The organism is Aeromonas tecta (assembly GCF_000820185.1).
GTDB classification, from domain to species: Bacteria; Pseudomonadota; Gammaproteobacteria; order Enterobacterales; family Aeromonadaceae; genus Aeromonas; species Aeromonas tecta.
Window position 1 is genome coordinate 44,518 of record NZ_CDCA01000019.1, and the last position, 25,727, is coordinate 70,244.

20 protein-coding genes are annotated in these 25,727 nt (G+C 61.9%); 11 read left to right on the forward strand and 9 right to left on the reverse strand.

Going from position 1 to position 25,727, the window contains the following annotated elements:
* Positions 1–89: 89 nt before the first annotated feature.
* Positions 90–740, reverse strand: coding sequence for a Qnr family pentapeptide repeat protein (locus BN1137_RS04295; protein ID WP_050717416.1), 651 nt, complete (start codon positions 738–740; stop codon positions 90–92).
* 89 nt (positions 741–829) lie between these two features.
* Here BN1137_RS04295 and BN1137_RS04300 point away from each other — a divergent pair, with 89 nt between their 5' ends.
* The gene (locus BN1137_RS04300) at positions 830–1,837 is read left to right on the forward strand and encodes a substrate-binding domain-containing protein (protein ID WP_050717417.1); all 1,008 of its coding nucleotides are present in this window, start codon (positions 830–832) and stop codon (positions 1,835–1,837) included.
* A gap of 123 nt (positions 1,838–1,960) precedes the next feature.
* On the opposite strand, the gene BN1137_RS04305 is transcribed toward BN1137_RS04300, so the two are convergent.
* The 3 genes from BN1137_RS04305 to BN1137_RS04315 form a co-directional block, all read right to left on the reverse strand.
* A complete protein-coding gene (locus BN1137_RS04305; protein ID WP_050717418.1) occupies positions 1,961–2,602 on the reverse strand; it encodes a bifunctional 4-hydroxy-2-oxoglutarate aldolase/2-dehydro-3-deoxy-phosphogluconate aldolase in 642 nt (213 codons plus the stop codon).
* Positions 2,603–2,636: 34 nt separating this feature from the next.
* Positions 2,637–4,433: a phosphogluconate dehydratase gene (gene edd / locus BN1137_RS04310; RefSeq protein WP_050717419.1), complete on the reverse strand. Its 1,797-nt coding sequence runs from the start codon at positions 4,431–4,433 to the stop codon at positions 2,637–2,639.
* 61 nt (positions 4,434–4,494) lie between these two features.
* On the reverse strand, positions 4,495–5,004 hold the full coding sequence (locus BN1137_RS04315; RefSeq protein WP_050717420.1) for a gluconokinase: 510 nt from the start codon (positions 5,002–5,004) through the stop codon (positions 4,495–4,497).
* Positions 5,005–5,249: 245 nt separating this feature from the next.
* Between BN1137_RS04315 and gntU the strand changes: the two genes are divergently transcribed.
* From gntU to BN1137_RS04335, 4 genes are all read left to right on the forward strand, one after another.
* Complete coding sequence (gene gntU / locus BN1137_RS04320; protein ID WP_050717421.1) at positions 5,250–6,590, forward strand: gluconate transporter; 1,341 nt, start codon at positions 5,250–5,252, stop codon at positions 6,588–6,590.
* A gap of 147 nt (positions 6,591–6,737) precedes the next feature.
* Positions 6,738–8,087, forward strand: a complete 1,350-nt coding sequence (gene pssA, locus BN1137_RS04325; RefSeq protein WP_050717422.1) for a CDP-diacylglycerol--serine O-phosphatidyltransferase — start codon at positions 6,738–6,740, stop codon at positions 8,085–8,087.
* Positions 8,088–8,273: 186 nt separating this feature from the next.
* Positions 8,274–10,343, forward strand: coding sequence for an ATP-dependent DNA helicase RecG (gene recG / locus BN1137_RS04330; protein ID WP_050717423.1), 2,070 nt, complete (start codon positions 8,274–8,276; stop codon positions 10,341–10,343).
* 365 nt (positions 10,344–10,708) lie between these two features.
* Positions 10,709–12,790, forward strand: a complete 2,082-nt coding sequence (locus BN1137_RS04335; protein WP_050717424.1) for an AsmA family protein — start codon at positions 10,709–10,711, stop codon at positions 12,788–12,790.
* A 51-nt stretch (positions 12,791–12,841) separates the two neighbouring features.
* Here the strand turns inward: BN1137_RS04335 and BN1137_RS04340 are convergent, their stop codons facing one another.
* On the reverse strand, positions 12,842–13,759 hold the full coding sequence (locus BN1137_RS04340; protein ID WP_050717425.1) for a bifunctional GNAT family N-acetyltransferase/hotdog fold thioesterase: 918 nt from the start codon (positions 13,757–13,759) through the stop codon (positions 12,842–12,844).
* A 51-nt stretch (positions 13,760–13,810) separates the two neighbouring features.
* Here BN1137_RS04340 and BN1137_RS04345 point away from each other — a divergent pair, with 51 nt between their 5' ends.
* Positions 13,811–14,467: a methyltransferase domain-containing protein gene (locus BN1137_RS04345; RefSeq protein WP_050717486.1), complete on the forward strand. Its 657-nt coding sequence runs from the start codon at positions 13,811–13,813 to the stop codon at positions 14,465–14,467.
* A gap of 140 nt (positions 14,468–14,607) precedes the next feature.
* On the opposite strand, the gene dtd is transcribed toward BN1137_RS04345, so the two are convergent.
* From dtd to typA, 3 genes are all read right to left on the reverse strand, one after another.
* Positions 14,608–15,045, reverse strand: coding sequence for a D-aminoacyl-tRNA deacylase (gene dtd / locus BN1137_RS04350; protein WP_050717426.1), 438 nt, complete (start codon positions 15,043–15,045; stop codon positions 14,608–14,610).
* Positions 15,046–15,179: 134 nt separating this feature from the next.
* The gene (locus BN1137_RS04355; protein ID WP_050717427.1) at positions 15,180–16,052 is read right to left on the reverse strand and encodes a virulence factor BrkB family protein; all 873 of its coding nucleotides are present in this window, start codon (positions 16,050–16,052) and stop codon (positions 15,180–15,182) included.
* Between the two features lie 161 nt (positions 16,053–16,213).
* On the reverse strand, positions 16,214–18,025 hold the full coding sequence (gene typA, locus BN1137_RS04360) for a translational GTPase TypA (RefSeq protein ID WP_050717428.1): 1,812 nt from the start codon (positions 18,023–18,025) through the stop codon (positions 16,214–16,216).
* A gap of 351 nt (positions 18,026–18,376) precedes the next feature.
* Here typA and glnA point away from each other — a divergent pair, with 351 nt between their 5' ends.
* The 5 genes from glnA (at position 18,377) to add (ending at position 24,277) form a co-directional block, all read left to right on the forward strand.
* On the forward strand, positions 18,377–19,786 hold the full coding sequence (gene glnA / locus BN1137_RS04365) for a glutamate--ammonia ligase (protein WP_050717429.1): 1,410 nt from the start codon (positions 18,377–18,379) through the stop codon (positions 19,784–19,786).
* Positions 19,787–19,979: 193 nt separating this feature from the next.
* Positions 19,980–20,552, forward strand: coding sequence for a DUF4124 domain-containing protein (locus BN1137_RS04370; RefSeq protein ID WP_050717430.1), 573 nt, complete (start codon positions 19,980–19,982; stop codon positions 20,550–20,552).
* A gap of 86 nt (positions 20,553–20,638) precedes the next feature.
* A complete protein-coding gene (gene glnL, locus BN1137_RS04375; RefSeq protein WP_050717431.1) occupies positions 20,639–21,706 on the forward strand; it encodes a nitrogen regulation protein NR(II) in 1,068 nt (355 codons plus the stop codon).
* A gap of 9 nt (positions 21,707–21,715) precedes the next feature.
* On the forward strand, positions 21,716–23,134 hold the full coding sequence (gene glnG, locus BN1137_RS04380; RefSeq protein WP_050717432.1) for a nitrogen regulation protein NR(I): 1,419 nt from the start codon (positions 21,716–21,718) through the stop codon (positions 23,132–23,134).
* Positions 23,135–23,275: 141 nt separating this feature from the next.
* A complete protein-coding gene (add, locus tag BN1137_RS04385; protein WP_050717433.1) occupies positions 23,276–24,277 on the forward strand; it encodes an adenosine deaminase in 1,002 nt (333 codons plus the stop codon).
* A gap of 68 nt (positions 24,278–24,345) precedes the next feature.
* Here add and hemN read toward each other — a convergent pair whose 3' ends face one another.
* Positions 24,346–25,719, reverse strand: a complete 1,374-nt coding sequence (hemN, locus tag BN1137_RS04390; RefSeq protein ID WP_050717487.1) for an oxygen-independent coproporphyrinogen III oxidase — start codon at positions 25,717–25,719, stop codon at positions 24,346–24,348.
* Between the last annotated feature and the right edge of the window lie 8 nt (positions 25,720–25,727).

The following is a 25,727-nucleotide window of genomic DNA, read 5'->3' on the forward strand; positions in this document are numbered from 1 at the left end:
GCCTGCTTCGCGCAGGCTTTTTTGATCCGGACTGTGATTCGCAATGGGCGGCCGGCTGATGATGAAAACTTACCGCTTTTTCTGGCCGCTCAGGGGAAGACGATCAGGCCAATCTGCTCCAGCAGTCCCTGCTGCTGCTCCTCACTGATCTGTACCCCGTCCAGGTTGACCCGGCGCAGATCCAGCCCGGGCAGATCGCACTGGCGCAGATCGCAACCCTGCAAGTTGAAGCTGGTCCAGTCTATCTGGCCGAACTCGGAGCCACTGAGATCGGATCCCGCCAGCGAGGCGCTCAGCAGGTTGGCTCCCTGCCAGCAGTTGCCACTCAGCTCACACTTCTCCAGCAGGCAGCCCTCGAAGTTCGCATAGCTGAAGTTGTTGCCGGTCAGATGGGCCTCGCAGAAGTAGCTCCTGACAGTGATCTGGTTGGCAAAACTGGCGCGGGCGAAGTTGATGCCCATCGCCTGGCAGTCCCGCAGCTCCAGCCCAAGGCACTGGCTGCGGCTCAAGTCAGCCAGGGTCAGATCGCAGCGCAGGAAGCTGGCCTCGCGCAGATCGCAGCCCTGCAACTGGCAGCCGAGCTCACGTTCCCGCTCATAGAAGCTGCAATCGACGAAGCGGCACTCGCTCAAATCCAGCCAGGAGAAGGTGCAGTCGATAAAGCGGCACTCCACGAACTGCTCATCCGCCACCTCCTGCTGCTCGAACCGCTTGCCCTCTAAGCACTTGCCCTTGATCATCCGAAACCTCCCCTAGTGATGGCGCCATATGCTGACTTTATTGCGCAAAAACGGTAATGTTACCTGTAACATTTTTGCCGGATCCCGAGATGAACGACACCCGCAAGCGCCGCCCCACCCTGCAGGACATAGCCGACCTGACCGGGGTCACCAAGATGACCGTCAGTCGCTACCTGCGCGACCCGCAGGCCGTGGCCGAAGCCACCCGTGAGCGGATCGCCACCGCGGTGGAGGAGCTCGGCTATATCCCGAACCGGGCGCCGGACATGCTCTCCAACGCCACCAGCAAGGCGATCGGCATCCTGATCCCCTCGCTCTCCAACCAGGTCTTCTCCGCCGTGGTGCACGGCATAGAAGCGGTGACCCGCCCCGCTGGCTACCAGACCCTGCTCGCCCACTACGGCTACAGCCCTGAGCGGGAGGAGGAGCAGGTGGCGTCCCTGCTCTCCTACAACGTGGACGGCCTGATCCTGTCGGACAGCCAGCACACCGAGCGCACCCGCAAGATGATCGCCACCGCCGGCATCCCGGTGGTGGAGACCATGGATCTGCCGCAGGCCCCCATCGACATGGTGGTCGGCATGGATCACCGCGCCGCGGCCCGGGCCATGGTAACAGAGATGCTACGCCGGGGGCGGCGCAAGGTGGTCTATCTCGGTGCCCGGCTCGATGTGCGCACCCAGCTGCGGATGGAAGGTTACTACCAGGCGATGACCGATGCGGGCCTCGCCGGCCAGCACCTGCTGACCGAGCAATCCTCCAGCTTCACCCTGGGGGGCCAGCTGCTGGAGCAGGCGATGGCACGCCATCCGGATCTGGATGGGCTGTTTTGCACCAACGATGATCTGGCAGTCGGCGCCCTGCTGCAGTGCCAGGCCAGGCAGATAGCGGTGCCCCGGCAGATCGCCATCGCCGGCAGCAACGCCCTCGACATCGGCCATGCCATGACTCCCAAACTTGCCAGCATCATCACCCCGCGCGAGGCGATCGGTCGCGAGGCGGCGACCATGCTGCTGGCCCGGCTCGGCGGCGCGCCGCTGGCCGAGACTTGCAAAGATATGGGCTTCTCCCTCTATGAAGGGGACAGCCTGGGCTAGGCCCCTCTCCCCGCGTCCGACCCTGCTCCCACAGCAGAGAAAAGCGCTCAAAGCCCTTTAACAGCCATCAAAAAAACAGGCACCCTGGGGGTAGCCTGTTTGATTTTTCTAAACGATGTTAGCTTAGCGTTTAACCATTTCAACCGCTTCGCGGGACAAACGGGTCACCTCGTCCCAGTTGCCGGCCTTGACCGCATCGGCCGGCAGCATCCAGGAGCCGCCGACGGTGGCGACACACTTCAGTGCCAGATAGTCGGCCACGTTTTTCGGGCCAATGCCGCCGGTCGGGCAGAAGCGCACCTGAGGCAGGGGCGCTGCGATGGCAGACAGCGCCTTGGTGCCACCGTTCGCCTCGGCCGGGAAGAACTTCAGGTGGTCATAACCCGCTTCCAGCGCCTGCATCACCTCGGACGGCGTCGCCACCCCGGGGATCAGTGGCGCCGTGCTCTTGGCGGCATGGGCCAGCAGCGCCGGCGTCATGCCCGGGGAGATGACGAAGCGGGCACCAGCGGCCACGGCGGCATCGAACTGCGCGCAGTTGAGCACGGTACCGGCGCCCACCATGGCTTCTGGCATCTCCTTGGCGATCAAGGCGATGGCGTCCAGCGCCACCGGGGTGCGCAGGGTGATCTCGAATACCGAGATGCCGCCGGCCAGCAGGGCCTTGGCCATGGGCAGGGCCTGCTCCAGATCGTTGATGACCATCACGGGGACCAGCGGGGAGGCGGCAAACACCTCGGCAGGAGTCACTTTCCAGTTTTGCATAGCTCTTCCTTAGTCAGCTCTGAGTCAAAGGCTCTTAGTCAAAAATAGTGGCGCCGCACTCGGCGCTCGATACCGCGCGACGCATCACGCTAAACAGTTCACGGCCCCAACCCTCTTGTTCCAGGCTGAGATCGATCTCGGCCGGGGTGCGGCCGGTCAAGTCGGTCAAACAATCCAAGGTACCCGCCTCGGCATCCACCCGCAGCAGATCGCCGTCGGCAAGCAGGCCGATGGCGCCGCCGTGCAGTGCCTCCGGGGTGACGTGGATGGCGGCCGGGATCTTGCCGGAGGCACCGGACAGGCGGCCATCGGTGACCAGCGCCACCTTGTGCCCCGCTTTTTGCAGGTTGCCGAGGATCGGCATCAACTTGTGCAGTTCCGGCATGCCGTTGGCGGCCGGGCCATTGTGGCGCACTACGATGACCGCATCCTGATTGAGGGTGCCCGCCTTGTAAGCCGCCTCCACCGCATGTTGGGAGGAGAAGACCCGGGCGGGTGCCTCGATGACACGGTATTCCGGCGCCACGGCCGAGACCTTGACCACGGCGCGACCCAGGTTGCCAGACAGCAGCTTGGTGCCGCCAGTGGCCTGGAACACAGTGCCGGACGGCGACAACACGCTCGGGTCGGTAGTTTCGCCCACCGGCTGCCACCGCAGTTTGCCATCCACCAATTGCGGACGACTGAGATAGTCCTGCATCTCGCCGAAGGCCGGAGTGGCATCCATGTGGATCAGCCCCTCCTGCGCCAGCCGGCGCATCAGACCGGGCACGGCGCCGGCCTGCTCGAACGCATTCACGTCCGCCGGGCCGTTCGGGTACATGCGCACCAAGAGCGGCACCACGTCGGAGAGGTCGCTCAAGTCATCCCAGGTCAGGTGCAGGCCGGCGGCGCGGGCCAGCGCCACCATGTGGATGCTGTGGTTGGTGCTGCCACCGGAGGCGAGCAGGGCCACCAGACCGTTGACCAGGGAGCGCTCGTCCAGCACCTCGCTCAGGGGGCGATAGGCCGGGGAGCCAGGGATCATGGCGCTGATGCGACGGGCCGCCTCGGCGGTCAGGGCATGGCGCAGTGCGCTGTGCGGGTGCACGAAGGCGGAGCCCGGCAGCATCAGGCCCATGGCCTCGAACACCAGCTGGTTGGTGTTGGCGGTGCCGTAGAAGGTGCAGGTACCGGGCGCATGGTAGGCGCCACACTCCATCTCCAGCAGGGCGTCACGCCCCACCTGACCGGCGGCAAACTGCTGGCGCACCTTCACCTTCTCGTCGTTGCTGATGCCGCTGGCCATGGGGCCGGCCGGCACGAAGGCGGTGGGCAGATGGGCATGGGAGAGCGCCCCCATGATCTGGCCAGGGGCAATCTTGTCGCAGATGCCGAGCAGCAGGGTGGCATCGAAGGTGTTGTGGGAGAGCGACAACGCGGTGGCCTGGGCGATCAGATCCCGGGAGAACAGGGACATGTCCATCCCCGGTTGACCCTGAGTGACGCCGTCACACATGGCGGGCACGCCACCGGCGACCTGGGCGCTGTGGCCGAGCGCCGCCAGCGTGGCCTTGATCTGATCCGGATAACCCTGATAGGGCTGATGGGCGCTCAGCATGTCGTTGTAGGCGGTGACGATGCCGACGTTGGCGCGGGTCAGATCGAGGATCCGGCCCTTCTCATCCGTGCTGCAGGCCGCCACGGCGTGGGCCAGGTTGCCGCAGGCCAGGGCGGCGCGGGTCTTGCCCTGCTCGGCCTGACGCTGAATACGGGCCAGGAAGGCAGCGCGGCGAGCACGGCTGCGCTCACGGATGCGATCGGTGACCGCGGTGATCACGGGATGAGTCATGACGCTTGCTCCAGTGCAGTAATGAAGGGGCGGTCGGTAGCCGCCGGGATCAGGGGGCGGCTCATAGGGCCTGCTCCAGTGCCGTGACGGCGCGATCGACCACCTGATCGAAGGTCCCGTCTATGTCGATATGGAATACCCCGGCCTCGCCATCCGGCCGCTCCAGGGTATCAAACTGGCTTTGTACCATGCTTTCTCGCATGAAGTGGCCCTTGCGTGCCCGCATCCGCTCGAGGATCAGCGGCTGGCTACCGTCCAGGAACAGGAAGTGTACCGAGTCATTGCCCTCGCGGATCTGATCGCGGTACTGACGCTTGAGGGCGGAGCAGACGATCACCCCTACCTCGTTCTTCTGCTCAAGGCTGTAGGCCGCATCGCGGATCCGCTCAAGCCAGGGGGCGCGGTCTTCATCGTTGAGCGGATTGCCCGCGGCCATCTTCTGGATATTGGCACGGGGGTGCAAATCATCACCGTCGATGAACTTGGCGCCGAGGACTTCAGCCACCCGAAGGCCGACACTGGATTTGCCGCTACCACACACACCCATCACGATAATGCTCTTACCCGCCATTGTTTGACCTCTATCTCATTTTTCAAAAAACGTGCTGTTGATGGGTTTTAACTTAGCACGTTACCGGTAACATGTTACCGGTAACAACGAAAAATGTGAAGTCTGCCACAGACTGAACGCACTCATAGACATCCGGGCCGACGATCCAGGGCCTGTGCCATAAATCTAAATAAATCATAAAGATATGGTTTGCTGACTGAGCAGCAAGGTGTCGACATCGAACTTGGAATAAGGAACGCATAACAATGTCAGACCTCTCCCTGATCATGACAGCCGCCGGTTCCATCGTGCTGCTGCTCTTTCTGGTGATGAAGGCCCGCCTGCACGCCGTGGTCTCCCTCATCCTGGTCTCCATGATCGCCGGCCTCGCCGCCGGCATGAACCCGGCCGATATCGCCGCCACCATCCAGAAAGGGATGGGTGGCACCCTCGGCTTCGTGGCCGTGGTGGTGGCGCTCGGCGCCATGTTTGGCAAGGTGATGGAAGTCACCGGTGCCCTCGACCGGGTCGCTCACACCTTGCTCGGCACCTTCGGCGTCAAACGCGCCAGCTGGGCCATGACGCTCACCGGCTTTGTCTGTGCCCTGCCGCTGTTCTTCGATGTCGCCGTGGTGCTGCTGATCGGGGTTGCCTTCGCCGTCGTCCGCCGTGGTGGCGGTAGCGTGGTGAAAATCGGTATCGCCCTGCTGGCGGGCATCGCCACCTGCCAGGCCTTCCTCATTCCCGCGCCGGGCCCGATCCTGGTTGCCTCCCAGCTAGGGGCCGATTTTGGCTACATGATCCTGTTTGGCCTCCTGGCCGCCATCCCGGCCATGATCCTGGCGGGCCCGCTGTTTGGTGAGCTGATCAGCAAGGTGGTGGATGTGCCGCTGCCGGCCGATGCCCAGAACAGCGCCCATGACGACAGCAAGACCCTGCCCTCCTTCGGGCTGGCCATGGGCCTCATCGGCCTGCCGCTGCTGCTGATCGGCCTCAAGACCATCGTCGGCCGCTTCGTCGAGGTCGGCTCCACCCTGCACAACTGGCTGGAGTTCATCGGCCACCCCTTCACCGCCATCATGGTCGCCTGTCTGGCCGCCTTCTATCTGCTGGGGATCCGTCGCGGCATGTCCCGTGACCAGGTGATGAACGTCTGCAACAGCGCCATCCAGCCTGCTGGAGTCATCATCCTGGTGACCGGTGCCGGCGGCGTGTTCAAGCAGGTACTGGTGGATTCCGGGGTCGGTGCCGCCCTCGGCAACATGCTGGCCGACTCCGGTCTGCCCATAGTCGCGCTGGCCTTCATCCTGGCGGCCGCAGTGCGGGTCATTCAGGGTTCAGCCACCGTTGCCATGCTGACCGCCTGCGGCCTGGTGCTGCCGATGCTGGAGCCGCTCGGCCTGAACGGGGCCCAGCTGGCCGCCGTCACCATCGCCATCGGCGGCGGAGCCATCGTCTTGTCCCATGTCAACGACTCCGGTTTCTGGCTGGCCAACCGCTATCTCGGCCTCTCCGAGAAGCAGACCCTGCAGACCTGGACCGTGATGGAAACCATCATCGGTACCACGGGTGGTGTGGTGGCGATGATCATCTACAGTTTCCTGTAAGCAAGTTCGCCCGCGAAAAAGGCTTCCAATGTGAGGCCTTTTTCATCTTTCTGACGATTCTTTCTTTGGCTGAGAGGGCGAGATTGCTAGAATCGCCTATTCATTGCCTCGAGTGGAACGCTTAACCCCGTGATTTCAGGTTTCTCTATGCATTCATCGGCACATTATCGACAGTTGCTGGCTCGCCTGCCTCAGATCGCGGTCGCCGCGGACCAGTTCCAGGTACTCAGCAGCGCCAAGGACTTCAAGAGCCGGATCCTGTCGCTCATCGCCGGCGCGACCCAGCGTATCTATCTGATCGCCCTCTACCTGCAAGATGACGAGGCGGGGCGGGAGATCCTCTCTGCCCTCTATGCCGCCAAGCAACGCAACCCGGCGCTCGACATCAAGGTGTTCGTCGACTTCCATCGGGCCCAGCGCGGCCTGATCGGCAAGGGCAAGCAGGGCGGCAACCACTTGCTGTATCAGGAAATGGCCGCTCGCCATGAGCACCAGATCGAGATCTACGGCGTGCCGGTGAAGGGGCGCGAGCTGCTCGGCGTGCTGCACCTCAAGGGCTTCATCTTCGACGATACCCTGCTCTATTCCGGTGCCAGCCTGAACGACATCTACCTGCATCAGCAGGAGCGCTACCGCTTCGACCGCTATCACCAGATCCGCAGCCAGGCGCTGACTCGCAGCATGGTCAACTACGTGGACGATGTTTTCCTGCGCAGTGATGCTGTCCAGCGGCTGGATCGCACCCAGATCCCCGGTGCCAAGCAGCTGAAAAGCGAGATCCGTCGCTTCAAGCAGAGTCTGCGCACCAGTCAGTACCGCTTCGAGACTATCCTGCCCACCAGTCAGGAGATTGCCATCACCCCCATGGCGGGGCTGGGCAAACGCGGCAACCAGCTCAACCGGATGATCCGCAACCTGATCCGGGCCACCGAGCGGGAGATCTTCATCTGCACCCCTTATTTCAACCCGCCCAAGGAGTTGAGCAAGGATGTGGAGGCGCTGCTCAAGCGTGGCTGCAAAGTGACCATAGTGGTCGGCGACAAGACCGCCAACGACTTCTTCATCCCGCCGGAGGAGAAGTTCTCCACCATCGGCGGTCTGCCTTATCTGTACGAGACCAACCTGCGCAAGTTCGCCGAGCGCAACCAGCGTCACATCGACGCGGGCCGTCTCAACCTGATGCTCTGGTGCTGCGAGAAAAACTCCTATCACCTCAAGGGCATCTTCGTGGACCAGGAGTGGGCGCTGCTGACCGGCAACAACCTCAATCCTCGCGCCTGGGCGCTGGATCTGGAGAACGGCCTGCTGGTGCATGACCGACATCATCACCTGCGCGAGCGCTTTGCCGAGGAGCGGGCCAACATACTGGCGCACGCCCGTCGCATCAGCCACTTCGATCAGATAGAGCAGATCAAGGATTACCCGGAGCAGGTGCGCAAGCTGCTGGCCCGGATCCACAGGGTCAAGGCGCACCTGCTGCTCAAGCGCATCATCTAGCGCGAGCCGCTGTTCGTTTTAGCCCATTCAAAGGCCTGTCGTTTTCGGCAGGCCTTTGTCATAGGGGCTCATTCCCCTCTCCCGCCTCCGGGCGGGCCGCCCTTGCCGTAGCAACGCGGCTTGCATCGAGCCATCAATAGCCCCTATCATCTGGACATATTTACAGTATTTTCAGGCATCTAATTGATGAAATTGGATAAAATCTCCCTCGATAGCCTCAAGGGCGTCGGCAGCAAGATGCTGGAGAAACTCGAACGGCTGGGGTTGGCCACGGTACAGGATCTGCTGTTCCACCTCCCCCTGCGTTACGAGGACCGCACCCAGGTGTGGCCCATCGGCGATCTGCCACCGGGCCTGCACGGCGCCGTCGAGGGCGAGATCCAGGATACCCAGCTGATCATGGGCCGCCGCCGCATGCTGGTGTGCCGCATCAGCGATGGCACCGGCAGCCTGACCCTGCGTTTCTTCAATTTCACTGCCGCCCAGAAAAACAGCCTGGCCACTGGCCGGTTGATGCGCTGCTTCGGTGAGGTACGTCCCGGCAAATACGGGCTGGAGATGGCCCACCCCGAGTACAAGCTGCTCGGCGAAGAGCAGGCCGGCCAGACCGAAGAGGCGCTCACCCCCGTCTATCCCACCACCGAAGGCTTGCGTCAACTGACCCTGCGCAGCCTCACCGATCAGGCGCTGGCCCAGCTCGATCTCTACGGGGTGGAAGAGCTGCTACCCGCCGGTCTCTATCCGCACCAGATTGAACTCGCCGCCGCCCTGCGCCTGCTGCATCGCCCGCCCCCCTCGGTGGCGCTGGCCCTGCTCGAAAGCGGCCAGCATCCGGCCCAGCAACGGCTGGTACTGGAAGAGCTGCTGGCCCACAACCTGTCGGTGCTGAAAGTCCGCGCCCAGGCCCAGACCCAGCTGGCCCGTACCCTCAAACCGGCGCCCACCCTGGTCAAGCAACTGCTCGGCGCCCTGCCATTCAAGCCGACCGGGGCCCAGAACCGGGTGGTGGCGGAGATAAGCCAGGATCTGCAACGCAGCTACCCCATGATGCGGCTGGTGCAGGGGGATGTGGGCTCCGGCAAGACTCTGGTGGCGGCGCTGGCGGCGCTGCAGGCCATCGGCAACGGCTGTCAGGTGGGACTGATGGCGCCGACCGAGCTGCTGGCCGAGCAGCATGCCATCAACTTCGCCCACTGGCTGGAGCCGCTCGGCATCAAGGTCGGCTGGCTGGCCGGCAAGCAAAAGGGCAAGGCGCGGGAGGCGCAGCTCGCCGCCATTGCCGATGGCAGCGTCAAGATGGTGGTGGGTACCCACGCCATCTTCCAAGAGCAGGTGGTGTTCCAGCGCCTCGCCCTGGTCATCATCGATGAACAGCACAGATTCGGGGTTCACCAGCGCCTCGCCCTGCGCGAGAAGGGTGAGCGGGAGGGAGTTCACCCTCATCAGCTGATCATGACCGCCACCCCCATTCCCCGTACCCTGGCCATGACCGCCTACGCCGATCTCGACACCTCGGTCATCGACGAGCTGCCGCCGGGCCGTACCCCCATCACCACGGTCGCGCTGCCGGACAGCCGTCGTGGCGACGTGGTCGAACGGGTCAAACTGGCCTGCCAGGAGGGCAAGCAGGCCTATTGGGTCTGCACCCTGATCGAAGAGTCCGAGGTGCTGGAGTGCCAGGCCGCCGAGGACACCGCCGCCGAGCTGCAAAACCAGCTGCCCGGCCTGCATATCGGGCTGGTGCACGGCCGCATGCGCCCGGTGGAGAAGCAGCGGGTGATGGAGGAGTTCAAGGCCGGCATACTGCAACTGCTGGTCGCCACCACCGTCATCGAGGTGGGGGTGGATGTGCCCAACGCCAGCCTGATGATCATCGAGAACCCGGAGCGGCTCGGGCTGGCCCAGTTGCATCAGCTGCGCGGCCGGGTCGGGCGGGGCTCGGTGGCCTCTCACTGCGTGCTGCTCTACCATGCGCCGCTCTCCAAGACGGCCCAGAGCCGGCTCGGGGTGCTGCGAGAAACCAATGACGGCTTCCTCATCGCCCAGCGCGATCTGGAGCTGCGCGGCCCGGGTGAACTGCTCGGTACCCGCCAGACCGGATTGGCGGATCTCAAGATCGCCGACCTGGTACGAGATCAACCGCTCATTCCTCAGGTGCAGAAGATGGCGCGCTTCTTGATGGACCGGCATCCGAGCCATGTCGACCCGTTGATCCGCCGCTGGCTCGGCCTGCGAGATCACTATTCCAATGCCTGATCCGGAGATAGGCAGAAGATGGTCAAATTTTCTTGATGGACCGGCATCCGAGCCATGTCGACCCGCTGATCCGCCGCTGGCTCGGCCTGCGAGATCACTATTCCAATGCCTGATCCGGGGATAGGCAGAAGATGGTCAAATTTCTTGATGGACCGGCATCCGAGTCATGTCGATCCGCTGATCCGCCGCTGGCTGGGCCTGCGAGATCACTATTCCAATGCCTGATCCTGGGATAGGCAGAAGATGGTCAAATTTCTTAATGGATCGGCACCCGAGCCATGTCGACCCGCTGATCCGCCGCTGGCTCGGCCTGCGGGATCACTATTCCAACGCCTGACAACGTCCTGACGAGGAGGAAAGCACCAATGAATTCCTGGCTACGCGCCCTGCTCTATCTCTTTGCCTTCCTGCTGTTATTTGTCTGGGTCGGGCTCGGCCTGTTTGACGCCGAGCGGGCCCGGGGGCCCATCACCAACTGGCTCAGCCAGCAGACCGGCGTGCCCGTCACCATTGGCCGGCTGGTGTTCAATCCGCTCCACCCCTACACATTGCTGGCGGAACAGGTGCACTACGGGGACGCGATACAGCTCGACAAGATCTATCTGGAAATCGACAACATCGACTGGCTGAACCGGGACGTGCGCATCGCCCATCTCGATCTCATCCGTCCCATCATCAAACTGCCACTCCCCAATCAGCTGCCGACCCTGCCGGTGCGTTCACTCACCATCAGCGACAGCAACATCGACAACCTCAGCCTGTTGAGCCCCGAGCTGACCCTGCGCGGCCTGAGCGCCACCCTGAGCGACTGGGAACTGATCGACCCCCGGCGTCAGCCGCAAGCGAACCTCAGCCTCAGCCTCAATCAGCTGGAAACCCCCGCCATCACCCTGGCTCGCCTCAACCTCAAGGGGCGACTGGAGGGTCAGGTGCTGAGCACCGACAAGCTGACCGCCAACCTGTTCGACGGCTTGCTGGAAACCGGCATGGTGCTGGACTGGCCCAGCCGCAGCCTGCAGTTGCACGCACTCAAGGCCCGCGCCATGCGGGTCGAGCTGGATACCCTCAACCAGGATGAGTTTCCCCTGCGCAAGATCAGCCTGGATCGGGGCCAGTTCGAGCAGACCAGCATCAATGCCACCCAGCAGGAGATTGCCCTCAACAACTTCAACGGCCAGCTCACCGCCTTCGAATGGCAAGCGGGCAACCCAGCCAGCGGCTACCTGTCTGGCAGCCTGGCCGATATGGGTCGCGGTCTGTTCCAGCTGGAAGAGATCAAGGGGCGGCTCGCCTTCTCGCCGCAGCAACTCGATGCCGAGCTGCAGGGCAAGGCCTATGAGGGAGAGTTCAATCTGGAGCTGACGCTGGACCCGAGTCTGCACAAGCTGGCCCTCAAGGAGCTGAGCCTGAGCGGCATGGACATCAGCCTGCCGGAGGGGTGGTGGCAGGATTGGCAAAGCTGGCGACCCGAGCAGATCGAGGTACGCAAGCTGGCGTTCGACAAGCTCAAGGTGCTCTCCTTTGACGACACCCTGCCCCTGTCGCTGACCGGCTGGCAGCTCTACCTGACCGATCTCGGCCTGAACGGCAATCAGCCTGCCTCCCTGCTCGGCCGGGCCAGGGTCGAGAGCAAGTGGTTTGAACTGGTGTGGGACGGTCTGCCCACCCGCAACGGTGAGCTGGACGCCGAGCTGACGCCGAGCGTCTGGCAGCTCAACAAGTTGTCTGCCAGCCTACCCGACGAAGGCACGCTCGCCATGAGCGGCCAATGGGGCAAGCAGCCGGGCCAGCTCAGCCGACTACAACTGCAAGGCAAGCAGCTGGATCTGGAGCAGTGGATCAAACTGCTGCGCCCCCTGGCGGTCTCTCCCGTCTCCCTGGCGGGCAAGCTGGATATCGGCGCCGACTTGCAGGCCAAGGCCGGTGACACCCCCGACAGCTGGCGCAGCACCCTGCAGGGCAGCCTGACCCTGGATGCCAAGGATCCCTTCTGGGACAAGGTGAAGATAGATCCGCTGCTGGACGAGTGGTTCAAGGGCGCTACCCCGCCGACCTTGACGGCGGAGAACCTGTGGCAGGCGATGCAGGAGGGTGATACCCCCTTCTATCACATCAAGCTGCAGGCCAGTGTCGAGCATGGCCAATTGCGGGTCGAACAGGCCGGGGCTTCCACCATCACCCATCTGCTGGCCCTGCAGGGCGGCATCGACCTGGTCAACGGCCAATGGCTGCTGGATCTCGGCGTGCTCAACGGCCAGCGCTGCGCCGAACTGCTGGCCCGCTGGCGCGGGCCGCTCAACGCGCCCACCCTGGGCTGGAGCTTCCCGAACGCCGATCAGTCTTCTTGTGGATGGGAGGCAGGCGTTCGCTACCCTGCTCAGGGGCGCAGCAGTCCGCTCTGGCGACCGACGCCGCCCAAGCCGGCGGCGCAAACGGCAACGCAGTAACAAACAAGGCCTCATAACGAGGCCTTGTTTGTGATGGGTCGCAATGCGCCGTTATTGGCCCGGTGGTTGGCCCGGTTTAATCCGTTGCACCACATATTGGCCTGCAAATTCGGCAGCCAGCTTGCCACCGCTGAACAGCTGCACCTTGAGGCTGAACCTGGCCGACTCGCCCTGCTTGAGTGGCGCCAGCACCGCGGGCATCCCCTCCCGGGCGACCTTGGCCTCCGGCTCCTCGCTCACCGGGCGGTAATACTTGATGTTGCCCTCCGCCAGTACGATGTCCCCCCCCAGCCCGGCCTCCTTGAGTTGCAACCAGATGAGGCCCCAGCCCGCCAGCACGCACTGGCTGTAGATGCTGCCGGCAAACATGGTGTCGTGGACGTTGAGGTTGGCCGCCAGATTGGCCTTGAGGTGGAAGGTCTGACCGTCGTAATGGGTGATGTGAACCCCCATCTTCTCGCTGATGGGGATGCCCCTCGACCAGCGAGTGGTGAGATCCTGACACCACTCCGGGCGATACTGGATGGTCTGCAGCGGGCTCAGTGACTTGATCATCTGCCGGTGGGCGATGCGACCGAAGGAGACGGGCCCTTCCCCCACCTCGAGAAAACCGCAGCGACGATAGAACTCCACCGCCTCCTGGCGGGCGTTCATCACCAGCCGCTTCACCTTCTCGTCGCGGGCCAGCTGCTCGAGATCTTCCACCATGCGGGCCCCCAGCCCCTGACCCCGGTACTCGGTACGCAGCGCCATGAAGCGGATCTGGGCCTCGTCGCCGCCGATGAACAGCCGACCGACGGCAATGGGAGTGCCATCGTCGGCCAGCATCAGTCGATGAATGGCCACGCTGTCATACTCGTCGCGCTCGGAGCCGATGGGCAGATTGAAGGGCTTGCGCAGTAGTTCCCAGCGCAGCTGGTAGTAAGAGTCCAGCTCGGCTGCCGTTTGAGGGGTGACCACCCGGTACATAGATACATCCTTGAGTTACACTGGTCGAAAACCATCTTGCCGTGCAAATTCATGGACTTCAATCTGCAAGCGTACCAAGCCGATCACTTATTGCACCTCAGCGTCAAAGCCGGGCGTCGGCTCAGCATCCTGGAAAATGCCACGCACCGCTGGCTGGAAATAGACGGCGTGGTGCAGTCGGCCATGAGCCTCGCCCAGCCGGGCCATCTCTGCTTGCCTCATCAACAACAGATCGCCGAGCAGTTACCGGCGCAGGCCACCCGAGTCCTGGAGCTCGGCCTCGGCGGCGGCGATCTCACCCGCAATCTGGCGATGCGCTGGCCAGATGCCCACCGCGACTGCGTGGATCTGGACGCCGAGATCCTTACCCTGTTCCAGCAGTTCTTTCAGCCAGCACAGCAGCGCCCCCCTCAGCTGCATCACGCCGATGCGCTGCACTTCCTGCTAGAGAGTCGCGAGCACTACGATCTGGTGCTGCTGGATCTGTTCAGCCAGGACGGCAACCCATTGCTGCTGTTTCAGGCCCCGCTCTATCAGGCGCTGGCCCAGCGCCTGGGTGGCACCCTCATCATCAACCTGCTGCCACGCACCCGTCTCGAGCTGGAGCAAGCGCTGCGACTGGCGTGGGAGTGGATTGGCCCCACCGAGGCCCATGCCGTGCCCGGCTACCGCAATGTCATCTTGCACAGCACCCGCGTGATCCCATAAGGCCGGGCGCCGATCTGCCGAGAGAGGCCGCCGACACCTTGCATGTGCGGCATTTAAGGCAGATGCAGTCGCTATTTAGATGGCATTTAACAACCGATTACATCGATAAAAGTCGATTTACCGATATAACTTATAAGTTATCAGGCCTGTAGCCAGAAGGTCACGGGGCCGTCGTTAAGCAGTCTCACCTTCATGTCGGCGGCGAAGCGACCGGTCTCGGTGGCCAGGCCGCTCTCTCGCGCCTTGGCGACGAAATAGTCGTACAGCCGCTCGGCCTCGACCGGATGGGCGCCGCCGGAGAAGCTGGGCCTCATGCCCTTGCCGGTATCCGCCGCCAGGGTGAACTGGGAGACGACCAGCAGGCTGCCGCCCGCCTGGCTCACATTGAGGTTCATCTTGCCGTTCTCGTCGGAGAAGATGCGATAGCCACTCACCTTGTGCAGCAGCTTGTCGGCCTTGGCCTCGTCATCCCCCTGCTCCACCCCGAGCAGCACCAGCAGACCGCCCTCGATGGCACCCACCACCTCGCCGTCCACCGTCACGCTGGCCTCGGATACCCGCTGAATCAATGCAATCACCCACGACTCCTTGGTTGTTATCAAAAATGAACGACCGCCCGAAGGCGGTCGCTGATGTTAGCAATAAGCGGCGGGGCGAGGCTAATTTCTCGGCACAGTACCCGCCGGGGTGCTCAGCAAAGCAGGCTACGGGCTCAGCCCAGCTCCTCGGCACCCGGTTTCTCATATTCACCGAGGCAGGCGGTGGTCTCGGCGCCCAGCAATACCACCAACCAGCTCAGATAGACCCAGACAAACAGGATGGGAATGGTCGCCAGGGCGCCATAGATGGCCTGATAGGAGGGGAAGTTGGTGATATAGATGGAGAAACCCCGTTTGGCCAGCTCGAACAGGATGGCCGCCACCAGGGCGCCGATCAAGGCGTGGGTCAGCCGCACCTTGCAGTTGGGCACCACGGTGTAGATCAGTAGGAAGGTGAGCACCGAGAACAGGAATGGCAGGCTGCGCAGCAGCAGATAGCCGGCACCGAACAGGCTGTCAGCGGCAAACAGCTTGAGCGAGAGGATGTAGGAAGAGATGGCGAGGCTGGCACCGATAAGCACGGGGCCCAGGGTCAGGATCATCCAGTACATGGCGAACGCCTGGGCCAGCGGTCGATTCTGGGTCGAACGCCAGATGTAGTTGAGGTTCTTGTCGATGGCCGAGATCAACATCAAGGCGACCACGATCAGGGCACCGATGCCGACCGCCGTGGTGTTGGTGGCATTGGCCACGAAGCCGTCGATGTACTCCTTGAGCATCTCGCCAGCGGTGGGCACGAAGTTGTGATAGACGAACTGCTCCATCTGCTGCTTCAGGCTCTGGAACACCGGGAAGGCCGACATCATGCCGAACACCACGGCGATCATCGGCACCAGGGAGAGCAGAGTCACATAGGCCAGGTAGCCGGCGGTGACGGTCAACCTGTCTTGTTGAAAACGGCGCCAGACAAACTGGGCGAAGTGAGCACCATCGTGGCGCAAGAAGGTGAGGGCATGGCCGAGACGGCCAGCGATTTTCTGCTGCATTGTGATTTCCAGGCTCTTCATCATGCAGATATTGTGTCAGATGGCGTGGCCATTTGACCACCCATGGCCGGCTGGATCTGGCGGCTGTCGCGCTGCCACCTACCAAACGGACATAAAAAAAGAGGCCCGAAGGCCTCTCTCTGTCTGTCGATGAACAGATATCAAGCACGACCGGCGCGCTTGCGATCCATCTCGGTCAGCAGTTTCTTACGGATACGGATCGCCTTAGGGGTGACCTCAACCAGCTCATCGTTGTCGATGAACTCGAGCGCTTGCTCCAGGGTCATGCGGATCGGCGGAGTCAGCACCTGGGCTTCATCGGTACCGGAGGCACGCATGTTGGTCAGCTGTTTGCCCTTCAGGCAGTTGACAGTCAGGTCGTTGGAGCGGGAGTGAATCCCGATCACCTGACCTTCGTATACTTCTGCGGCGTGACCGATGAACAGACGACCGCGGTCCTGCAGACCGAACAGGGCGAAGGTCAGGGCCTTACCGGTAGCGTTGGAGATCAGCACGCCGTTCTGACGCTCGCCGATGCTGCCACCCTTGTGCGGACCGTAATGGTCGAAGGTGTGGTACAGCAGACCGGTACCTGAGGTCATGGTCAGGAACTCGGTCTGGAAGCCGATCAAACCACGGCTCGGGATCATGAAGTCCAGACGGACGCGACCCTTGCCATCCAGAATCATGTTGGTCATCTCGCCCTTACGCAGGCCGAGTTGCTCCATCACTGAACCCTGGTGCGCTTCTTCCACATCCACGGTTACGGTTTCGAACGGTTCGTGCAGAACGCCGTCAACGGTGCGCAGGATTACTTCCGGACGGGATACGGCCAGCTCGTAACCTTCGCGACGCATGTTTTCGATCAGGATGGACAGGTGCAGTTCACCACGGCCGGAGACGCGGAACTTGTCCGGATCTTCAGTCTCTTCCACGCGCAGGGCCACGTTGTGGACCAGTTCCTGGTTCAGACGCTCCATGATGTTGCGGGAGGTCACGAACTTGCCTTCTTTACCGGCGAACGGGGAGGTGTTGACCTGGAAGGTCATGTTCACGGTCGGCTCGTCAACGGACAGCGGCGGCAGGGCTTCGACGGCATTGTTGTCACAGATGGTGTCGGAGATTTTCAGCTCGCCCAGACCGGTGATGGCAATGATGTCGCCCGCTTGCGCGTCGGTCACTTCGGTACGGGACAGACCCAGGTAACCCAGCACCTGACCGACTTTACCGGTACGGCTCTTGCCGTTGGCACCGACGATGGTGACTTGCTGGTTGGTCTTGACGCGACCACGGGTGATGCGGCCGATACCGATAACACCGACGTAGGAGTTGTAGTCCAGCTGGGAGATCTGCATCTGGAAACCACCGTCAGCGTCCGCCGCAGGGGCTTCCACGTTGTCAACGATGGCCTGGAACAGGGGCTCCATGTTCTCAGAAGGAACATTCGGATCCATGGTGGCAAAGCCATTCAGGGCAGAGGCGTAAACAACCTTGAAGTCCAGCTGCTCATCGGTCGCACCCAGGTTGTCAAACAGGTCGAATACCTGGTCCATTACCCAATCAGGACGAGCACCCGGACGGTCGATCTTGTTGATGACCACGATCGGCTTCAGACCCTGAGCGAAGGCTTTCTGGGTCACGAAACGGGTTTGCGGCATTGGGCCGTCAACGGCGTCAACCAGCAGCAGCACGGAGTCAACCATGGACATAACGCGCTCAACTTCACCACCGAAGTCGGCGTGACCCGGGGTATCTACGATGTTGATGCGGTAGTCGTTCCAGCGGATCGCAGTGTTCTTGGCGAGAATGGTGATGCCACGTTCCCGTTCCAGATCATTGGAGTCCATGATCCGTTCCTGACCTTCACTGGTGCGGTCCAAAGTACCGGACTGCTGCAGCAGCTTATCAACCAGAGTCGTCTTGCCGTGGTCAACGTGCGCAATAATCGCAATATTGCGTAAATTCTCTAACATTCTCGCCTCAATCACCGGGTAAAATTGGGCGCTAATTGTACTCTCGCCTTTGTGATCTGCCTAGCAGAATTGCAGTTCATTCGCACACAACAACGGATCAGGATCATGGACCCCGTGCCGAAAGCCTGCTTAGATGGGGGCAGATCGCGTCGGCGCACCAACCTGGTGCACCAAAACGATCCAAGGTTGCACCACTTTGAAGCGCAACCGCGCACGAGAACGGGTGTCCCGGCAGTCTGAAACGGTGCAAGCGCCCTGAAATCAGGCTGTCACAAACTTGGCACGATACTGGCTTATGTGAATGTGATGACGCATTCACCCAAAGAGTTTTAACACCGGAGGTTACTTAGCATGTCAGCTCAGAACGTTTTGGCCTTGATCCAGGAACACGAAGTCAAGTTTGTTGATCTGCGTTTTACCGATACCAAGGGTAAAGAGCAGCACGTATCTATTCCTTCCCATCAGGTCAACGAAGAGTTCTTCGAAGACGGCAAGATGTTCGATGGTTCCTCCATCGGCGGCTGGAAGGGCATCAACGAGTCTGACATGGTGCTGATGCCGGATGCGGCCTCCGCCAAGCTGGATCCGTTCACCGAAGAGACCACCCTGAACATCGTCTGTGATGTGCTGGAACCGGCCACCATGCAAGGTTATGACCGCGACCCGCGCTCCATCTCCAAGCGTGCCGAAGATTTCCTGAAAGCCAGCGGCATCGCTGACACCGTGCTGTTCGGGCCGGAGCCGGAATTCTTCATGTTCGACAACATCACCTTCTCGAACACCATGGGTCACAGTTTCGTCAAAATCGAATCTGAAGAAGCCGCCTGGAACTCGGGCACCGAATACGAGCACGGCAACAAGGGCCACCGTCCCTTCGTCAAGGGTGGGTACTTCCCGGTTGCACCGGTTGACTCCTCCCAGGACATCCGCGCCGCCATGTGTCTGGTGCTGGAAGAGATGGGCCAGGTCGTCGAGGCTCACCACCATGAGGTGGCCACTGCCGGTCAGAACGAGATCGCCACTCGCTTCAACACCCTCACCCTGAAAGCGGATGAAGTTCAGGTACTGAAGTACGTGATCCACAACGTGGCCCACGCCTACAACAAGACCGTCACCTTCATGCCAAAACCCATGTTCGGTGACAACGGCTCCGGCATGCACTGCCACCAGTCCCTGGTCAAGAACGGCGTCAACCTGTTCGCCGGTGACCTGTACGGCGGTCTGTCCGAGATGGCGCTGCACTACATCGGCGGCATCATCAAGCACGCCAAGGCCATCAACGCCTTCGCCAACCCGACCACCAACTCCTACAAGCGTCTGGTACCAGGCTACGAAGCACCTGTCATGCTGGCGTACTCCGCCCGTAACCGCTCTGCCTCCATCCGTATCCCGGTGGTACCGAGCCCGAAAGCCCGCCGTATCGAGGTGCGCTTCCCGGATCCGGCTGCCAACCCGTACCTGGCCTTCGCAGCCCAGCTGATGGCCGGTTTGGACGGCATCATCAACAAAATCCATCCGGGCGACGCCATGGACAAGAACTTGTATGACCTGCCGCCGGAAGAAGCCGCCGAAGTGCCGACCGTTGCCGGCTCCCTGGACGAAGCCCTGTCCGCACTGGACGCGGATCGCGAGTTCCTGACTCGTGGCGGCGTGTTCAGCGATGACTTCATCAACTCCTATCTGGAGCTGAAGCAGCACGATGTGGACCGTGTACGCATGACCCCGCACCCGCTGGAGTTCGAGCTGTACTACTCCGTCTAAGCCGGCTCGCTTGCTAGATCCTGATAAACCCGCCAACTGGCGGGTTTTTTTATTGGTATTGCCCGGGAGCCGTGTGAGATTTGCCGGCCGGATCAGGCCGCCATCGGCAGCGTCTCATCACAACCAAGCCACTAATCCGCCTAACGTTTTTTTCTCTGATAGGATTAAGCAGAATACCGTCAAGGAGAGATGGATGAAGACAATACACCCGATATGGACACCGGGGCTGCTGCTGATGATCTGCACCGTGCAGGCCGCCACGGTTTATTCCTGGGTCGATGCCAATGGCATCACTCATTACACCGATGCCCCTCCCCCCGGCAAGAATGCCAAGGAGCTGGACCTGCGGGTCTCGCCCCTCATCGGTAGCTCCCCCCACTCTGTGCAGGTCGACAACTTCAACAGCCTGACCGGCGTCGATGCCAAGAAGGCGCAGGAGAGCGTTCAGCCAACCATTGAGCTGATCTCCCCCGAGCCGGGCAGCACTCTGCGTGACAATACCGGCAACGTGGTGTTCCAGGCCGAGGTCACTCCCCGCGCGCCGGTGCAATTTGATGTGCGTCTTACCCTGAACGGCAAGGCGGCCCCCCTCGTTCATAACAGCCTGGCGATCCGGGTCGAGAACCTCGATCGCGGCGCCCACGAGGCGCAACTCGAGCTGCTCGCCAAAGACGGTACGATCCTTGCTAAATCTAAGCCAGTCACCTTTTACCTGCACAGAACGACGGTCGATCCCACTCCCAAACCCACCCCCAAGGCTGATTAGGGGTGATGTGATACACCGATGCGGGTAAACTAAATGCACCATATCGGTGCATCATTGGTGTGTAGCACCGTTTTAGGGAGAAACCTGTGCCAACCCGCTCGGATCATGCCAAGACACTCTTGGACAACCTGCTGACCGCCGTCATCCTGATGGACGAACGGCTCTGCATTCAATTCGTCAATCCGGCGGCCGAACAGCTGCTCTCCCTCAGCGAACGACGATTGATCGGGATCGAGCTACCCCATCTGCTTGAGCACATCTCCCTCGACTTGCAACGCTTCAAGCAGTGCCTCATTTCAGGGCAAGGCTTCACCGACAGCGAAGTCACGCTGGTGGTGGAAGGGGAGCCCAGGCTGGTCGAGATCAGCGTGAGCCCCATGGCCGACACCCTCGGCGAGCATGAGCAACGGCTGATGGTGGTGGAGCTGCGCAAGATCGATCAGCAGAAGAAGATCAGTCAGGAGCTGCAGCAGCATGCCCAGCAGCAGGCTGCCAAGGAGCTGGTGCGTGGCCTGGCCCACGAGATCAAGAATCCGCTGGGCGGGCTGCGTGGCGCGGCCCAGCTGCTGCAAAAGGAGTTGCCAGATCCGGCCTTGCGCGAATACACCGGCATCATCATCGAGCAGGCCGATCGGCTGCGGGTGCTGGTCGATCGCCTGCTCGGCCCCCAGCGGCCGGGTCGTCATCAGATGCACAACGTGCACTCGGTGCTAGAGCAGGTGCGCCGCCTGGTGGATCTGGAGCTGCCGCCCCAGATCCGCATCGAGCGGGACTATGATCCCAGCATCCCGGAATTCGAGATGGAGCCGGATCAGCTGCAGCAGGCGTTCCTCAACATGGTGCGCAACGCCGCCGAGGCGCTGGGGGAACAAACCGGGCTCATCCGCATCAAGACTCGTACCGCCTTCCAGATCACCATCCACGGTCAGCGCTACCGCTTGGCGGCGGAGATCAAGATCATCGACAACGGCCCCGGCATTCCCGATGCCATCCGCGACACCCTGTTCTACCCCATGATCACCGGCAAGGAGGGAGGCACGGGGCTTGGCCTCTCCATCGCCCAGAACCTGATCGATCAGCACAAGGGACGCATCGACTGTATCAGCTGGCCCGGCCACACCGAATTCACCATCTACCTACCGCTTCGCAAATAAGGGAACCTCATGACAGCAAAAGTGTGGATCGTCGATGACGACAGCTCCATCCGGTGGGTCCTGGAGCGCACCTTGGGTAGCGAAGGCTTCGAATGCGAGAGCTTTGCCGATGGCGAGGCCCTGTTGAGCTCGCTGGAGATCCGCTCCCCCGACGTGATCCTGTCCGATATTCGCATGCCGGGCATCGACGGTCTCAGCCTGCTGGAGCAGATCCATCGCCGTCAGGCAGACTTGCCCATCATCATCATGACCGCCCACTCGGATCTCGATAGCGCGGTCAACGCCTACCAGCGTGGCGCCTTCGAATACCTGCCCAAACCGTTCGACATCGACGAGGCGGTCACCTTGGTACGCCGCGCCGAGAATCACCTGAAAGAGCAACGCACCAAGCGCAAGGCGCGCCAGCAGGAGCCTGGCAACAGCCCGGAGATCATCGGCGAGGCGCCGGCGATGCAGGAGGTGTTTCGCGCCATCGGTCGACTGTCGCGCTCCAGCATCTCTGTGCTGATCAACGGCCAGAGCGGCACCGGCAAGGAGCTGGTCGCCCACGCCTTGCACAAGCACAGCCCGCGCGCCCACAAGAACTTCATCGCCCTTAACATGGCGGCCATCCCGAAAGATCTCATCGAATCCGAGCTGTTCGGCCATGAGAAGGGGGCCTTCACCGGTGCCAACAACATCCGTCACGGCCGCTTCGAGCAGGCCGACGGCGGCACCCTGTTTCTCGACGAGATCGGCGACATGCCGCTCGATGTGCAGACCCGGCTGCTGCGGGTGTTGGCGGATGGCCAGTTCTATCGGGTCGGCGGCCATCAACCGGTGCAGGTGGATGTGCGGATCATCGCCGCGACTCACCAGAATCTGGAGAAACGGGTTGCCGATGGCGAGTTTCGCGAAGACTTGTTCCATCGTCTCAACGTCATCCGTATCCACATCCCGGCCCTCAAGGAGCGCCGTGAGGACATCCCCCAGCTGGCCCAGCACTTCCTGCTGCGCGCCGCCAAGGAGCTCAATGTGGAGGCCAAGAGCCTGCACCCGGACACCCAGACCTATATCAGCCGCTTGTCCTGGCCGGGCAACGTGCGTCAGCTGGAGAACGTCTGCCGCTGGCTGACGGTGATGGCCTCGGGCCAGGAGGTACTGGTGAGCGATCTGCCGCCGGAGCTGCTGACGCCCATCACCAGCACGGCGGAACCCGGCCAGCCCGCCGCGGCCGGCGGCTGGCAACAGCAGTTGCAGGATTGGGTGGCCAGCAAATTGGCGCTGGGTGAGACCGACATCCTGGCCGATGCCCTGCCCCAATTCGAGCGCATCATGCTGGAGACGGCGCTGGAACATACCCGCGGCCACAAGCAAGAGGCCGCTCGCCTGCTCGGCTGGGGTCGCAATACCCTGACCCGCAAGTTGAAGGAACTCGATATCCCTTAAGCCGTTGGGAAAAACGATTACCATCACGCCTTGACGCATCGCCGACCAATAAGACCCCGTTTGCTTGCAAACGGGGTATCTTTTTTAGGAGCCCTGCCTAGAATGGCAGGCTTTCCAACCCGACTCGCAGAAGGCGCCACCATGATTGACAGATCCCTCCCCCTGACCGACCTGCACCGCCATCTGGATGGCAACATCCGCCCGCAGACCATTCTCGAGCTGGGTCGTCTGCACAACATCCAGCTGCCCGCCGATGAGCTGGAGGCGCTGCGCCCCCACGTGCAGATCGTCGAAAACGAGCCAAGCCTGGTCGCCTTCCTGAAGAAACTGGACTGGGGTGTGGCCGTGCTGGCCGACTACGATGCCTGTCGCCGGGTCGCCTACGAGAACGTGGAAGACCTGCTGCGCGCCGGTATCGATTATGCCGAGTTGCGCTTCAGCCCGGCCTACATGGCGATGGCCCACAAGCTGCACCCGCAAGGCGTGGTAGAAGCCATCATCGACGGCGTCGCCGCCGGCAGCCGTGACTTTGGCATCAAGACCAACCTCATCGGCATCATGAGCCGCACCTTCGGCACCGCACAGTGTCATGCCGAATTGGAAGCTTGCCTGGCTCACCGTGATCGCCTGGTCGCCATCGATCTGGCCGGCGACGAGCTGGGCTTCCCCGGCGAGCTGTTCACCGACCACTTCCGCAAGGTACGTGATGCCGGCATGCGGGTCAGCGTTCACGCCGGTGAAGCGGCGGGCCCCGAAAGCATGTGGCAGGCCATCCGCGAGCTGGGGGCCGAGCGTATCGGTCACGGCGTCAAGGCCATCCAGGATCCGGCCCTGATGGCCTATCTGGCGGAGCATCGCATCGGCATCGAGTCCTGCCTCACCTCCAACCTGCAGACCACCACGGTGGCAAGTCTGACCGAGCACCCGATCCGCCAGTTCCTGGCCGCCGGCGTACTGGCTTGCCTCAATACCGACGACCCTGCTGTTGAAGGCATAGATCTGCCATACGAATACGAGGTCGTAGCCCCTGCGGCTGGCATGACTGCGGATGAAATACGCACCGCACAGCGCAATGGTCTGACACTGGCCTTCCTGAGCGAGGCCGAGAAGGCCGAACTGAGCGCCCGCGCCGCCAACCGCTAAGGTTCGCTCAGCGTCCATAAAAAAACCGCCGAGAGGCGGTTTTTTTTATGCTTTCGGGCAGGCTGCCGTCAGATCACTCGGGAGAACTGCTGCTGACGCGCCTTGCTGCGCAGGTACACATCGAAGCACATGCAGATGTTGCGGATGAGCAGCTGACCGGTGGAGACCACCTCCAGTCCATCGTCCATCATACGCACCAGACCGTCGTCGATGAAGGTCTGCAGTAGCTTGAGATCTTCCGCAAAGTAGTCCTTGAAGACCAGACCGTGGACCTGCTCGACGGCGGCAAAGTTCAGAGAGAAGTCGCAGATGAGGCGCTTGATCACCTCGCGGCGGATCAGGTCATCCTGATTGAGGGAACACCCCTTCCACTGGGCATGGCCCAGCTCGTCCACCTGAGCGTAATAGGCCTTGAGATCCTTCTGGTTCTGGGAGTAGGCATCGCCGATCATGCTGATGGAGGAGACGCCGAGGCCCAACAGATCGCAATCCCCCTGGGTGGTGTAACCCTGGAAGTTGCGGTGCAGCTTGCCTTCACGCTGGGCCACCGCCAGCTCGTCATCCGGCTTGGCGAAGTGATCCATGCCGATGAACTGGTAGCCCTGGCCGGTGAGGAAGGCGATGGTGTCTTGCAGCATGGCCAGCTTCTCCCGGGGCGCCGGCATGTCCGCTTCTTTCAGCTTGTGCTGGGCGGCGAAGCGACTCGGCAGGTGGGCGTAGTTGAAGATGGAGAGGCGGGCCGGATCCGTCTTGAGCACTTCTTCCAGGGTGTGGTGGAAGCTGTCACGGTTCTGGTGCGGCAATCCGTAGATAAGGTCGAGGTTGGTGGAGCGGAAACCCAATTTACGGGCATGCTCCAGCATGGCGCGAATGAAGTCGTTGTCCTGCTCACGGTTGACCGCAACCTGGACCGCCTTGTTGAAGTCCTGCACGCCAAGGCTGATGCGGTTGAAGCCCAGCTCCCGCAGCACATCCAGCATGTTGAGCTCGATCTCTCGCGGATCCACTTCGATGCTGATCTCGCCTTCGTCTGCAAACTGGAAGTGCTCGCGCAACATGGCCATCAGGCGGCGGGCTTGGGCTTCGTCCAGATAGGTGGGAGTGCCACCGCCCCAGTGCAGCTGGGTCACCAGCCGGTGCTTGAATAGCAGGGCCTGCGCCTTGATCTCTTGCTCGAGGAAATCCAGATACTGATCGGCCTTGTGCTGGTGACGGGTGATCACCTTGTTGCAGCCGCAGTAGTAGCAGAGTTTGTGGCAGAAAGGGATGTGCACGTAGAGCGACAGGTTGCGGGCCGGATACTGGCCTGCGGCGTGAACGAAATCCGGGTAGCCGAACTGTTCGTTGAACTCCAGCGCAGTGGGATAGGAGGTATAACGCGGGCCGCTGTAGTTGTATTTCTCGATCAGGGCCTGGTCCCATACAATCTGTTCTACTTGCACGCTTGCTT

Coding starts and splice junctions, on each gene's coding strand:
- BN1137_RS04305 (WP_050717418.1), bottom strand. CDS start 2,602: ATGCAAAACTGGAAAGTGACTCCTGCCGAGGTGTTTGCCGCCTCCCCG.
- pssA (WP_050717422.1), top strand. CDS start 6,738: ATGCATTCATCGGCACATTATCGACAGTTGCTGGCTCGCCTGCCTCAG.
- add (WP_050717433.1), top strand. CDS start 23,276: ATGATTGACAGATCCCTCCCCCTGACCGACCTGCACCGCCATCTGGAT.
- edd (WP_050717419.1), bottom strand. CDS start 4,433: ATGACTCATCCCGTGATCACCGCGGTCACCGATCGCATCCGTGAGCGC.
- glnG (WP_050717432.1), top strand. CDS start 21,716: ATGACAGCAAAAGTGTGGATCGTCGATGACGACAGCTCCATCCGGTGG.
- BN1137_RS04315 (WP_050717420.1), bottom strand. CDS start 5,004: ATGGCGGGTAAGAGCATTATCGTGATGGGTGTGTGTGGTAGCGGCAAA.
- typA (WP_050717428.1), bottom strand. CDS start 18,025: ATGTTAGAGAATTTACGCAATATTGCGATTATTGCGCACGTTGACCAC.
- glnA (WP_050717429.1), top strand. CDS start 18,377: ATGTCAGCTCAGAACGTTTTGGCCTTGATCCAGGAACACGAAGTCAAG.
- BN1137_RS04295 (WP_050717416.1), bottom strand. CDS start 740: ATGATCAAGGGCAAGTGCTTAGAGGGCAAGCGGTTCGAGCAGCAGGAG.
- BN1137_RS04355 (WP_050717427.1), bottom strand. CDS start 16,052: ATGCAGCAGAAAATCGCTGGCCGTCTCGGCCATGCCCTCACCTTCTTG.
- BN1137_RS04335 (WP_050717424.1), top strand. CDS start 10,709: ATGAATTCCTGGCTACGCGCCCTGCTCTATCTCTTTGCCTTCCTGCTG.
- BN1137_RS04345 (WP_050717486.1), top strand. CDS start 13,811: ATGGACTTCAATCTGCAAGCGTACCAAGCCGATCACTTATTGCACCTC.
- BN1137_RS04370 (WP_050717430.1), top strand. CDS start 19,980: ATGAAGACAATACACCCGATATGGACACCGGGGCTGCTGCTGATGATC.
- BN1137_RS04300 (WP_050717417.1), top strand. CDS start 830: ATGAACGACACCCGCAAGCGCCGCCCCACCCTGCAGGACATAGCCGAC.
- gntU (WP_050717421.1), top strand. CDS start 5,250: ATGTCAGACCTCTCCCTGATCATGACAGCCGCCGGTTCCATCGTGCTG.
- BN1137_RS04340 (WP_050717425.1), bottom strand. CDS start 13,759: ATGTACCGGGTGGTCACCCCTCAAACGGCAGCCGAGCTGGACTCTTAC.
- recG (WP_050717423.1), top strand. CDS start 8,274: ATGAAATTGGATAAAATCTCCCTCGATAGCCTCAAGGGCGTCGGCAGC.